The following is an 11,262-nucleotide window of genomic DNA, read 5'->3' as shown; positions in this document are numbered from 1 at the left end:
ACTCATCGATACGCGCACACCGACGACACGGAAGGTAACACCATGAGGACGAGGAGCGACGGTGATACCGCGGATCCGTTGCGCTGCCGGGGCAGTCCTGTTGCGGATCTTCGACGGATATCCTGCAACCGCGCCGCTCCGGCCGGTTCCGGGCGGCGGAGAAACGTGACATGTGATGTGCCGGGCCGCCCCTGCGCGGCCGGAGAGGGAGCCCCGATGGACGTACTGCACTTCGAGCGGATCACCGCCTTCATCGAGGCGCGGCTCACCCCGCTGTTCGACGAGGCGACCGGCAGCGAGCGCGGCTTCGCGATGGACGACACCTCCCGCGCCCTGCGGGCGCTGCGCAACGCGGTGCTGGAGGCCTCCGCGGTCAAGGGGCTGCTGGAGAAGCGCGCCACGGCCGACGCAGCCCTGGGCCGGGTCATCGACCAGTCGGTGGAGCACCACTGGGACGTGCTGCGCGGCATCGCCCGGCAGTGGGAGGACCACGCCGACTTCCTGAAGGAGTTCAAGCGCCACGCCTGGGAGCTGGAGGCCGCGCCGGCCGCCGTCGCCGCCACGGAGGGCTGAGCCCCGGCGAGGCGGCGCCCACGCACCCCGGAGCGACAATGGGGGGTGTGGTCCGGCCACAGCACTAGGGGCAGGAGACGACGATGAACGGCTCGGTCCCCATCGGGCGGGTGGTCGGCGTACCCCTGCGGATGCACTGGAGCGTTCCGCTGCTGGTGGTGCTGTTCGCGTACGGGCTCGGCCGCCAGACCCTCCCCGCGTGGACGCCCGGGCAGTCCCGCACCGTCTACACCGTCGCCGCGGCCGTCGGCGCGCTGCTGCTCCTGGCCAGCCTGCTGCTGCACGAGACCGCGCACGCGGCGACCGCCCGGCGCAAGGACATCTCCGTCCAGGACGTGACCCTGTGGGCGCTGGGCGGCATGACCCGGATGGGGCGCCCGCAGAGCGCCGGGGTGGCGTTCGCGGTGGCGGTCAGCGGGCCCGTCGCCAGCCTCCTGGTCGGCGGCGTCTCACTCGGTGCGGGCTTCGGGCTGCACACCCTGACCGGCTGGGCGGTGCCCGCGGCCGTCCTGGTGTGGCTCGGCTGGACGAACCTGTTCCTCGGGGTGTTCAACCTGCTCCCGGCCGCCCCGCTCGACGGCGGACGGGTGCTCCAGGCACTGCTGTGGTGGCGCACCGGGGACCGGGAGCGGGCGGACCGCGCGGCCTCGCGCAGCGGGCAGGTCTTCGGCGTGCTGCTGGCGGCCTTCGGCTGGATCTCCTTCCTGCGCGGCTCCCCCGGCGGACTGTGGCTGGTCCTCGTGGGCCTGTTCATGGCGGTCGTCGCGGGCGCCGAGCGGCGCACCTCGGAGCTGCGCACCGCCCTGGAGGGCGTGCGGGTGGCCGATGCCATGTCGACGCCCGTGGTCACCGGGGCGGACTGGCTCGCCGTACCGCGGTTCATCGACGAGGTGGCCCTGGAGGCGCGGCACTCCGTGCTGCCCGTCCTCGACTTCGACGGCCGGCCCAGCGGGATCGTGCACATGGGCCGGCTGGCCGCGCTACCCGCCGCACAGCGGGAGGACCTGCGGGTCCGCGACGTGGCGACCCCGCGGGAGCGGTGCACGGTGGCCGCCCCGGGCGACCTGCTGACCGCGACGCTGGACGCGCTGCGGCCCGGCGCCGGGCTGCCGGTCCTGGTGCTGGACGGGGAGCAACTGGTGGGGATCGTGACGGCGGCGGACATCTCCCGGATGCTGCGCCGGCACGCGCTGGGCGGGGGCCGGGGACCGGGCTGAGCCCGGGCGGCTCCGGCTCCGGCTCGGCGGGGGCAGCGGGCGGCCGACGGCGGACGAGCTGTTGGAGCTACTCGCCGATCCGGAGGAGGGCGAGGGTGATGTTGTCCGAGCCGCCCGCCTCGATCGCGGCCCGCCACAGCTCGTACGTGGCCTTGCCGTCGTCGTGCACCCGCAGCAGCTCGCCGAGCTCCTCCTCCGGGACGGCGTCGGTCAGCCCGTCGGAGCACACGAGGTAACGGGCCCCCGCTGCCACGGGCCGCACCGACACGTGGGGCGTGATGCCGCTGCTGTGCCGGGCGCCGCCGATGGCCTGCGTGAGCAGGGACGTCGTGCGCTGCCCGGGGGCCAGGGGCGGGTTGTCGTCCACGCTCACCTGGAGCAGGTCCTCCCCGGAGGCGTCGAGCACCCGGCTGTCGCCGACGTTGAAGGAGATCAGCGAGTCGGCGAGGACCACGGCCCCGGCGACCGTCGTGCCCATGGTGGCGAGCCCCGGGTCGCTGTCGGCGGCCGCGTACACCACCTGGTCGCACATCGTCAGCGCCTCGCGGACGGCGCCCTCGCTGGCCAGGGCGGGCCCGAGCGCCGCGAGTTGGCGCACGACCAGGGCGCTGGCCACCTCACCGGCCGGCTGGCCGCCGATCCCGTCGGCTACGGCGACGACCAGGGGCTCGCCGAGGGGGAAGACGAAGGTCTGGGGGTTGCGGGTCACCGTGGCGCACAGCGTCCACGGCCCGACCACGAGGCTGTCCTCGTTGTGGTCCCGTATCAGCCCGGAATGGCTCAGCGCGCTCACGGCTACGTACGGCATCGCACCCCCATTGTCCCGCCGCAGGCCCGCGCCCGCCCCGGCACGGGGCCCCGGCCTCGTGCGCAAACGGCCGGGCGCGGCCCTGACCTGGGCGGGCCGCGTACCGGCCGGTGGCTAGTGCTGTGGCCGGAAAGGTCTGCCGCCTCGCGACGTCCGGTGCGCATCGCAAGGCGGAGGGCCGCGGCTCGTACTGGACGTGCTTGCGCGGTCCGACAACGCGGCGAGGTGCCGTGCCGGGCGTCGCGAGGCGGTGAACCTTGCCGGTCACAGCACTAGGAGGGGCGGCGGCGGGGCCTGCCGCCCTTGGGGGTGCCGGTGCCCTTGCCGCCCTTGGCGGTGCGGGCGCCCTTGGCACCGCCCGCGCCGGCGGTCCCGCCGCGCTGGCCCTTCCCGGCCGCCGACCTGCCCGCGGCGGCACCGCGCCCGCCGCCGCCCTTCGCCTCGGCGCGGCCCCGCTGCTTCGGCTGCGCGGCGGCCGGCTGGGGGCCGCGGGTGCTGTTGACGGTGCGGCCGCGGACGATGCCGATGAAGTGCTCGACCAGGTCGGTGGTCTCGTCCTCGATCCAGGAGAGGGCCACCCGGGACGTCGGCGCGTCGGTGACCGGCCGGTAGGTCAGGTCCTTGCGGTGGTGCAGGCGGGCCAGGGACTGCGGGGCGACGAGGACGCCGATGCCGGCCGCGACGAGCTCGACGGCGTCGGCGGTGGTCGCCGGCCGCTCGAACGCGGGACGCCCGGGAAGGGTCTCCCAGCCGAGGGTGTCGTCGAGGGGGTGCAGCACGATCTCGTCCGCCAGGTCCCCGGTGGTCACCTCCTCCACGGCGGCCACGAGGTGGTCCTTGGGGACGATCACCACGGTGGTCTCGGTGTAGAGGGGGATCGCGGACAGGCCCGTCCGGTCCATCGGCAGGCGCACCAGGCCGGCGTCGGCACCGCGGTCACGCAGCGTGTCCGGCGCCTCGGGGGCGGGCACCTGGAGGAGGGTCAGCGGAACGTCGGGCAGGCGCTCGTTCCAGATCCGTACCCACTTACCGGGGGTCACTCCGGGGACGTACGCGAGCCGGAACGAGGGAGAGAGCGGGGGGTGTGCTTCCGAGCCTGTCACCCGCCCAGATTACCGGGCGTGGTCAGGAGTAGCGCACACGCTCGATATTCTTGTCCTCATGACGTCGCACAAGACCACCCAGACCATGAAGCCCGCCACCGCGGCGAAGAAGCTGGGTGTGTACCTCGAAGCCACCCCCGCGGAGTTCCGGGAGGGTGTCGTTTCCCGCAGCGAGCTGAACGCGCTGCAGGCCGACCCGCCCCAGTGGCTGCAGGAGCTGCGACGCAACGGCCCGCACCCGCGCCCGGTGGTCGCGGCCCGCCTCGGCATCTCCATCGCCGGCCTCGCCCGCGGCGGTGTCACCGAGGCCCTCACGACCGAGCAGATCGACGCGATCAAGCAGGAGAACCCGGAGTGGCTCCAGAAGGAGCGCGCCACGCAGGCCGACGTCCGCAAGGAAGCGGCCCGCATCAAGGAGCGGAACGCGGAGCGCGCGGCGCGCCGGGAGCAGTCCGAGGGCTGACCCCGCACGCCCCACCCGCACCGCACTCGCTCCGCACCGACACCGGGTGCGCCGGGGCAGGACCGGCGCACCGGTGCACATCCCCCGCTCAAAGGCGGTTCCGCTACCCGTCCCCGGCGTGGCGCCCCCACGCCCTGGGCAGCCCTTCCGTGTGATCTCGCAACTCCTCGCACGGTTCCGCCGCAGCGCTGCGGCCGTACCCGTGTTCACGGCCGACTTCAGCTCGACAACCCAGTGGGTCGCCGGAAGGTCCTGGGCCTATCCCAACGGCGGACCCATCAACCCCGGCGACAACAAACTCGACTACCTCACCCCCGATCCCGCCTACAGCCGCGGCGGCACCTTCCGCGCCACCCGCCGCCCGGACGGCAAGTGGGACGCCGGACTGCTGACCACCGAGGGCAGCAAACAGGGCTTCCAGCTCCGCGCGGAGGACGTGCTGGAGGCGCGCGTCCGGCTCCCGGAGGAGATAGGCGCCTGGCCGGCGATCTGGACCTGGCGGGACGGCGGCCAGGAGGTCGACGTCTTCGAGTACCACCCCGACAACCCCGACCTGCTCGAACTGTCCAACCACGTGCGCGGCGGCTCGCACTACTACCGCAACCCGGCCGTGGAGCCGGGAGGGTGGGTGGACCTGAAGGTGAAGTTCGGCACCCGGTCGGTCGTCTGGTGGGTCAACGGCACCCGCGTGTACGCCGACCGCGGCGGCGTGGGCCGACGCTGGCGCGCGTACATCATCGTCAACCTGTCGGTGTGCGCCGGCCGCTACCACCCCGCGCCGGAGGCGGGGGTGACCGAGATGTCGTACGAGGTCTCGGACCTCCGCGTCTACCGCACCTAGCGGATCCCGGCCGGTCCCGGTCACCCCCGGCCCTGGCCGGACCCGACACCCCGGCCCGGCCGGTCCTCGCCTGCCGGCCGGTGGCGGGCGGCACCACACCCGGTGCGGCGAGAGTGGCGGTCGCCGCCATGGGCGCGGGGCCGGGCCGTTCCTACTGTTCAGGCATGACGATCCCATCTCCTTCCCTGCGGGGACGTGTCGCGCTGGTGACGGGCGGCGGCAGCGGCATCGGCCGGGCCTGCGCCGTCGCGTTCGCCGAGGCGGGGGCCGAGGTCCACGTCGCCGACGTCCGCGAGGAGTCCGCGAAGGCCGTGGCCGCTCTCGTCGGCGGGCGGGCGCACGTCGTCGATCTGGCCGATCCGGCCGCCGCCGGGGAGCTGCCCGCCGCCGTGGACGTCCTGGTCAACAGTGCGGGACTACAGCACGTGGCGCCGATCCCGGAGTTCCCGGTGGAACGCTTCACCCTGATCCAGCAGGTCATGGTCACCGCACCGTTCCTGCTGCTGCGCCGGGTCCTGCCGCACATGTACGGGGCGGGCTGGGGCCGGGTGGTCAACATCTCCAGCGTCCACGGGCTGCGCGCCAGCGCGTACAAGTCCGCCTACGTCGCGGCCAAGCACGGCCTGGAGGGCCTGAGCAAGGTCACCGCCCTCGAGGGCGCCCCGTACGGGGTGACGAGCAACTGCATCAGCCCGGGCTACGTCCGCACCCCGCTGGTCGAGGCGCAGATCGGACAGCAGGCCGCCGCGCACGGCATCAGCCCCGACGACGTGCTGAGGGACGTCCTGCTGGCGCGGTCCGCCATCAGGCGCCTGATCGAGCCCGAGGAGGTGGCGGCGGCCGCGCTCTGGCTGTGCGGGCCGCACACCGGGCACATCACGGGCACCTCCCTCCCCCTGGACGGCGGCTGGACGGCTACCTGACGGATCACCGTCGGTTTTCGGAAAGACGAGCGTTCACCTGTTGGGCGGAAGAAATTCCCTACCGACCAGTAGACATGGCATGCGATCTTGCCGATTCTGGGCGCGTACACGCCAAGTCCGCCCCCACGAGGAGCGCCCCCACATGCGCAGCACCCGTATCCCCACCCACACCCGCCTCCGTACGCTCGGGACCGCGACCGCCACGGCCGCGGCCACCGCCGTCCTGCTGCTGGCCCCCGCCGGCACCTCCCAGGCGGCCCCGGTCGCCCCCGCCCCGGCCGCCCCGGCCGCGGCGACGGCGTCCGCCCCGGGCGGCAACGCCGCCATCCTGGGCATCGACTACGCCACCTGGAAGCGTGACGTCGCCACCGTCATGGCCACCGCCCGCCCGTACGTCGAGCAGCGCATCGCGCAGACGCCGGCCGGCCAGAAGACCGCCATCGTCCTCGACATCGACAACTCCTCGCTGGAGACGGACTTCCACTGGTTCTGGACGTTCCCGACCCCGGCGATCTCCGAGGTCCGCGACCTGACCCGGTACGCCGACGAGCGCGGCGTCGCCATCTTCTTCGTCACCGCCCGCCCCGGCATCATCGGCTCCCTGACGGAGCACAACCTCCGCTCGGTCGGCTACCCGGTGTCCGGCCTGTACGTGCGGGACCTGCCGGACCTGTTCGACGAGGTCAGCGCGTACAAGACGTCCAAGCGCGCCGAGATCGAGGCCCGCGGCTACCAGATCATCGCGAACATCGGCAACAACCAGAGCGACCTGGTCGGCGGCCACGCGGAGCGCACGTTCAAGCTGCCGGACTACAACGGCAAGCTCTCCTGACACCCCGGGCCGCCGGAGCGGCCGGCCAGGGCGTGCGACACCGCCGCGCCCGGGCCGGCCGCTCCGGCGGCCCACCCAGGGGCGTCCCGTGGGACGGCTAGACTTGCCGGGTTCTGACAACGACCGCGCGGGATCGACCATGCAGGATCGACCACGTGGGATTCGGGCACCGGGAGCCGTGATGGAGCAGCAGGAGCGCGCACACGGCGCCGGCCGCGGAGCCGAGCACGGCCCGGACGACGCCGGGGCCGGCTACGAGCAGTGGAAGGGGAAGGGCGTCGCGCTGCGCGCCTTCTTCTACATCGCCGGCACCCACCTCTTCGCCGGTTTCATCTGGCTGCTGTTCACCCTCGGCGAGCACGCCCAGAAGTGACCCCGGGCCCGGCCCGGTCCCGCGCTACCGCAGCGGCGGCGCAGGCAGCGGACTGCCCTCCAGGGCCAGCTCCGTCATCAGCAGCAGCGCACCCGTCCAGCCGAGCGGGGCGACGGACGACGGGTTGCCGGACCCGTTGACGGTCTCCGGGAGTTCGCCCAGGCCGTTGCGCTTGGACAGCACCCAGTCCAGTACCTGCTGCGCCCTGCCGGTCTCGCCCAGGTGGGCCCAGGCCAGCGCGAAGAAACTGGTGCTGGCGGTCCAGGCGTACGAGCCCCAGCTGAAGCCGGGGTCGTTGCCGGGCGAGAGCCCCCCGTTCGGCAGCAGCAGCGCCCGCTGGGTGGAGTCCAGCGCCGCCGGCAGGTCGGCGGGGGCCGCGTTGACCGGTGGCGCCATGAACGCGGCCGCGCTGTCCCGGCCGTGCTGCCCGTCGGCTGTGCGGGGGTAGCCGAGCGGGGCGAAGGAGGCGGCGATGCCGTCGGAGAGCCGCCGGGCGGCGAGACCCCAGCGGTCCCGGTCCTGGGGCTGCCCGAGGCGGTCGGCGAGGTCGGCGGCGGCGTTGAGGCCTGCCAGCAGGGGGGCGGCGGTGCCGATGTTGGGGGTCTGCGTGCCCAGTTCCCAGTAGTCGGGGGAGGCGGGCGGCAGGCCGTCGGGGCCGAGGGAGGCGGCGGCGTGGTCGGCGGCCCTGCGCACCATCGGGTACAGCTCGCGCAGCCGCTCGTCCCGGTCCGCGGGCGGCGCCACCCGGTACCACTGCCACGTGGCCCAGGGGACCCAGCCGTTGCCGTCGAGCTGCCAGGCCCTGCTGTCGGGCGGGCCGCTGCCGTCCAGTTCGGTACGGGCCTCCCAGGTCCCGTCGGCGCGCTGCGTCTCGGCGTCGTACCGCAGGATCCGGTAGGCCTCCTCGTCGTGGCCGGTGGCGGCGAACGCGACGGCGGCGTAGGCCCCGTCCCGCGGCCAGGAGTACTCCCACGGCGGCGACCAGGCCGCGGCGAACGCCCCGTTGGGCCGGAGCAGCGCCCGCATGGACAGCAGTGCGCGCTGCGCCGCGGCCCGCTGGTCCGCGGTGGTGCCGGGCACGTGGCCGGCGGCGAGCCAGGCACGACTCTCGGCGATCTGGGCCCGCGCACCGGGATCGTCCGCGGACACCACCGCTGACGTCTGCGCCCCGGCGGGCAGGTAGCGGCGGCGGCCGGACGGGAGGGCGAGGACGTTGCTGCCGTCGACGTACGAGGCGCCGACCGCGAAGGAGGGCGGGACGGCCTCGGTGGTGGTGCCGTTGGACAGCAGGCCGGCGGTGCGGGCGGCGAGCGCCGAGGTGGGCACGTAGCAGGGTTCCGTCTCGCCGCAGCGCTCGGTGTCGGCCGGGTTGATCCGGAAGGCGAGCCGGGAGGAGGCGGAGGGGTGCCAGCCGCCCCAGTACGCCGTGTCGTAGTTCCAGCTGGTCAGCGAGTCGGCGACCGGGGCGGTGGTGCCGTACCAGGCGATGGTCCTGTTCTCGCTGGTGGTGGCCTGGAGGTGCAGGTGGTAGGTGGCGCCGGGGGTGACGTCGAGGCCGATCGGGAACTCCAGCCAGCCGGTGCCGGCCCCGCCGAGGGATTCGAGGGTGAGGGTCCGGGAGGCGAGGACGGACGCGGCGTCGGCCTTGTCGCGGCGGATCTGCGCGGTCACCCGGCCGGTGGCCGCCGTGCTCCCCAGGTAGACGGAGACGCGGGAGATGCGGGTGGTGGCGACGGTGAACTCCTGCGCGGCCGCGTTGTTGGCGGCCTTCACGCTGAACAGGGCGGTCCCGTGCAGGGGCTGGCGGTCGTACGGCACGGCGAGCGCGCGTACGGGCGCGGGGCGGGCCGCCGGCTCGGGCGCATCGGCGGGCGCGGGCGCGGGTGCATGGGCGGGCGCGCGGGTGTGCACGGCTCCGGGTCCGGGGACGGGCGGGAGGCCCGGGCCGGCCGGGGGCCCTGCCGCCGGCGGCAGGGACAGCACGGCGGACAGCACAGCGGGGAGCACGGTGGGGAGCACGCCCGTCGCGAACGGCATCTGGTGCGGCCCTTCCTGTTCGGCCGGTGCACGGGGCCGCCCGGCGCGCGCAGCGGCGCCGGGCCCGCCCCGCACCGGAGGTGGGCCCCTCACTGTGCACGCCCCGGACCTGCGGCAGCGGCACCCAGGGGCCCGTTCCTCCGCGGTGGACCGTAATTCCATCCGATGGTGTGAAGTGCGCCGTCGGTCCGCCGGGCGGATGGCCGGCCGGTTCAGCCCCCGGCGCGCCGGAGCCGGTCGGCCGCGGCCCGTAGGTGTACGAGGACCTCGGGATCGGCATCGAGGTCGTAGTCCGCGTCGAGGCCGGCCAGGGTCTGCGCGATCCGGGTGAGGGAGTCGTCGGAGGCGTCGACGCGGCAGGTCGAGGCGTCCAACGGACGGACGCGCGGGCCCAGGCCCCGCGTCCGGGCGCGGACGCGGTCGGCCGGGGCTCGGACGGTGGCGACGGCCCGGTGGCGGGTGGGGACCGCCGAGAGGCGGGCGGCGACGAACGCCGCCGGGTCGCCGCCGGGGACGAGGCGGGCTGCCACGCGCCGGCCGGTGGGGGTGGCATCGGTGATCCGGTCGAGGCGGAAGAGGCGCCAGTCGTCCCGGTCGGTGTCGTGGGCCAGGAGGTACCACAGGCCACCGGAGGCAACCAGGTGGCAGGGCTCGGCGCGACGCCGTACCGCGCTCCCTGCAGCGGTGGCAGTGGCGGTGGCGGCATCGATGGCGGTGGCGGTGGGCCCGTACCGGGCGGTGTAGTCGAACGCCACGATCTCGTGGTCGCGGCACGCGGTGGCGAGGACCGCCAGCAGGGCCGGGTCGGCGCGCGGCCCGCGGTCCTCCCAGACGATGCCGGCCAGGGCGGTCTGCAGGGCGGCGGCCTGGCCGCGCAGCCGGCGCGGAAGGACCCGTTCGAGTTTGGCCAGGGCCTGCAGCGCGGTTTCCTCGATGCCGGTCAGGCCGCCGGCGGCGGTGCGCAGGGCCACGGCGACGGCGACGGCCTCGTCGTCGTCCAGGAGGAGGGGCGGCAGCTCGGTGCCGGCGGCCAGGCGGTAGCCGCCGGCGTGCCCGCGGGCGCTCGCCACGGGATAGCCCAGCTCGCGCAGCCGGTCCATGTCACGGCGCACAGTGCGGACGGTCACCCCCAGCCGCTCCGCCAGGTCGGCACCGGACCATTCCCGGCGGGTCTGCAGCAGGGACAGCAGCCGCAGCATGCGGGCGGTCATCTCGCTCGTCATGCGTTCCATCGTGCCCGAATCAAAGGACATTCCCTGTCCTGAAAGCTCCCTACAGTGGATCCGTCCGCAGGATCAAATCGGGAGGTTTCCCATGAAAATTGCAGTTCTCGGTACCGGTGGGGGCGCCCGTGCGCACATCGCGCGACTGGCCGGCCTGGGCCACGAGGTCTTCGTCGGCACCCGCGACCCGCGGGCCACCCTGGCCCGGACCGAGCCGGACGCGATGGGCAACCCGCCGTTCGGGGACTGGCTCGCCACGCACCCCGGCGGCACGCTGCTGCCGTTCCGGGAGGCCGCGGCCGCCGCCGACGACGTCGTCATCAACGGCATCGACGGTCGCAGCGCCGTCGCCGCTCTTTCGGCGGTCTCCGGCGCGCTCGCCGGCAAGACGCTCATCGACTACGCCGTCCCCTACGTGTACGCACCGGACGTCGAGCATCCGTGGCCCACGCCGTGGGGCGTGATGCCGAAGATGGAGCCCTGTGACACCGACAGCCTCGGCGAGCAGATCCAGCGGGCCCTGCCGCGGACCAAGGTCGTGAAGTCGTTCGTCACGCAGGAGCAGGCGACCGTGGTCGACCCGAGGACGGTCGGCGGGGGCGCGCACACCATGTTCGTGGCCGGCGAGCACGCCGACGCCAAGCAGCACGCCGTCGAGCTGCTGACCGCGTACGGCTGGGAGGACGTCCTCGACCTGGGGCCCCTGGTGTCCGCCCGCGGCATGGAGATGTACGCCCACCTGCACAGCGCCGTCGGCTTGGCCCTGGGCTTCGGCACCCACTTCGGCATCAAGGTCGTCCGCTGAACGCCGGCACGGCCGACGCGCCCCGTCCGGCCGACCGGCCCCGCAGCACCGACCACCCCCGCGC

At 74.4% G+C, this 11,262-nt stretch carries 12 protein-coding genes; 8 read left to right on the top strand and 4 right to left on the bottom strand.

Annotated elements, in window-relative coordinates:
* The first annotated feature begins 216 nt into the window (after window positions 1-216).
* Together ACZ4VL_RS01105 and ACZ4VL_RS01100 are read left to right on the top strand one after the other, a co-directional pair.
* Entirely contained in the window at window positions 217-573 is a 357-nt protein-coding gene (locus ACZ4VL_RS01105) for a hypothetical protein (protein WP_468194024.1), read from the top strand.
* 83 nt (window positions 574-656) lie between these two features.
* Window positions 657-1,790: a site-2 protease family protein gene (locus ACZ4VL_RS01100; protein WP_468194022.1), complete on the top strand. Its 1,134-nt coding sequence runs from the start codon at window positions 657-659 to the stop codon at window positions 1,788-1,790.
* 67 nt (window positions 1,791-1,857) lie between these two features.
* Here ACZ4VL_RS01100 and ACZ4VL_RS01095 read toward each other — a convergent pair whose 3' ends face one another.
* Window positions 1,858-2,598, bottom strand: a complete 741-nt coding sequence (locus tag ACZ4VL_RS01095) for a PP2C family protein-serine/threonine phosphatase (RefSeq protein WP_468194020.1) — start codon at window positions 2,596-2,598, stop codon at window positions 1,858-1,860.
* Between the two features lie 272 nt (window positions 2,599-2,870).
* Complete coding sequence (locus ACZ4VL_RS01090) at window positions 2,871-3,701, bottom strand: LysR family substrate-binding domain-containing protein (RefSeq protein WP_468194018.1); 831 nt, start codon at window positions 3,699-3,701, stop codon at window positions 2,871-2,873.
* A 58-nt stretch (window positions 3,702-3,759) separates the two neighbouring features.
* Here ACZ4VL_RS01090 and ACZ4VL_RS01085 point away from each other — a divergent pair, with 58 nt between their 5' ends.
* The 5 genes from ACZ4VL_RS01085 to ACZ4VL_RS01065 all read left to right on the top strand — a co-directional run bounded on the left by ACZ4VL_RS01085 (window position 3,760) and on the right by ACZ4VL_RS01065 (window position 7,133).
* A complete protein-coding gene (locus tag ACZ4VL_RS01085) occupies window positions 3,760-4,164 on the top strand; it encodes a DUF5997 family protein (RefSeq protein WP_468194015.1) in 405 nt (134 codons plus the stop codon).
* Window positions 4,165-4,315: 151 nt separating this feature from the next.
* Window positions 4,316-5,005, top strand: coding sequence for a LamG domain-containing protein (locus ACZ4VL_RS01080; protein ID WP_404232560.1), 690 nt, complete (start codon window positions 4,316-4,318; stop codon window positions 5,003-5,005).
* A 164-nt stretch (window positions 5,006-5,169) separates the two neighbouring features.
* Complete coding sequence (locus ACZ4VL_RS01075) at window positions 5,170-5,928, top strand: 3-hydroxybutyrate dehydrogenase (RefSeq protein ID WP_468194013.1); 759 nt, start codon at window positions 5,170-5,172, stop codon at window positions 5,926-5,928.
* A 142-nt stretch (window positions 5,929-6,070) separates the two neighbouring features.
* On the top strand, window positions 6,071-6,760 hold the full coding sequence (locus tag ACZ4VL_RS01070; protein ID WP_468194010.1) for an HAD family acid phosphatase: 690 nt from the start codon (window positions 6,071-6,073) through the stop codon (window positions 6,758-6,760).
* A 181-nt stretch (window positions 6,761-6,941) separates the two neighbouring features.
* Complete coding sequence (locus tag ACZ4VL_RS01065; protein WP_385838821.1) at window positions 6,942-7,133, top strand: DUF6126 family protein; 192 nt, start codon at window positions 6,942-6,944, stop codon at window positions 7,131-7,133.
* A gap of 24 nt (window positions 7,134-7,157) precedes the next feature.
* Here the strand turns inward: ACZ4VL_RS01065 and ACZ4VL_RS01060 are convergent, their stop codons facing one another.
* Window positions 7,158-9,170 (bottom strand): glycoside hydrolase family 15 protein, encoded by a 2,013-nt coding sequence (locus ACZ4VL_RS01060; RefSeq protein WP_468194007.1) that lies wholly within the window; start codon window positions 9,168-9,170, stop codon window positions 7,158-7,160.
* 212 nt (window positions 9,171-9,382) lie between these two features.
* Complete coding sequence (locus ACZ4VL_RS01055; RefSeq protein ID WP_468194004.1) at window positions 9,383-10,393, bottom strand: helix-turn-helix transcriptional regulator; 1,011 nt, start codon at window positions 10,391-10,393, stop codon at window positions 9,383-9,385.
* A gap of 91 nt (window positions 10,394-10,484) precedes the next feature.
* On the opposite strand from ACZ4VL_RS01055, the gene ACZ4VL_RS01050 reads away from it, so the two are divergent.
* Entirely contained in the window at window positions 10,485-11,198 is a 714-nt protein-coding gene (locus tag ACZ4VL_RS01050) for an NADPH-dependent F420 reductase (RefSeq protein ID WP_468194001.1), read from the top strand.
* Window positions 11,199-11,262: the final 64 nt, after the last annotated feature.

The sequence above is a fragment of the Streptomyces sp. NPDC029014 genome (genome assembly GCF_055564695.1).
This window is presented reverse-complemented; position numbering and strand designations above follow the sequence as displayed.

Excerpts from the sequence above, each read along its gene's own strand:
- ACZ4VL_RS01105 (WP_468194024.1), top strand. The coding sequence starts at position 217 with ATGGACGTACTGCACTTCGAGCGGATCACCGCCTTCATCGAGGCGCGG.
- ACZ4VL_RS01055 (WP_468194004.1), bottom strand. The coding sequence starts at position 10,393 with ATGACGAGCGAGATGACCGCCCGCATGCTGCGGCTGCTGTCCCTGCTG.
- ACZ4VL_RS01070 (WP_468194010.1), top strand. The coding sequence starts at position 6,071 with ATGCGCAGCACCCGTATCCCCACCCACACCCGCCTCCGTACGCTCGGG.
- ACZ4VL_RS01065 (WP_385838821.1), top strand. The coding sequence starts at position 6,942 with ATGGAGCAGCAGGAGCGCGCACACGGCGCCGGCCGCGGAGCCGAGCAC.
- ACZ4VL_RS01100 (WP_468194022.1), top strand. The coding sequence starts at position 657 with ATGAACGGCTCGGTCCCCATCGGGCGGGTGGTCGGCGTACCCCTGCGG.
- ACZ4VL_RS01060 (WP_468194007.1), bottom strand. The coding sequence starts at position 9,170 with ATGCCGTTCGCGACGGGCGTGCTCCCCACCGTGCTCCCCGCTGTGCTG.
- ACZ4VL_RS01095 (WP_468194020.1), bottom strand. The coding sequence starts at position 2,598 with ATGCCGTACGTAGCCGTGAGCGCGCTGAGCCATTCCGGGCTGATACGG.
- ACZ4VL_RS01075 (WP_468194013.1), top strand. The coding sequence starts at position 5,170 with ATGACGATCCCATCTCCTTCCCTGCGGGGACGTGTCGCGCTGGTGACG.
- ACZ4VL_RS01085 (WP_468194015.1), top strand. The coding sequence starts at position 3,760 with ATGACGTCGCACAAGACCACCCAGACCATGAAGCCCGCCACCGCGGCG.
- ACZ4VL_RS01050 (WP_468194001.1), top strand. The coding sequence starts at position 10,485 with ATGAAAATTGCAGTTCTCGGTACCGGTGGGGGCGCCCGTGCGCACATC.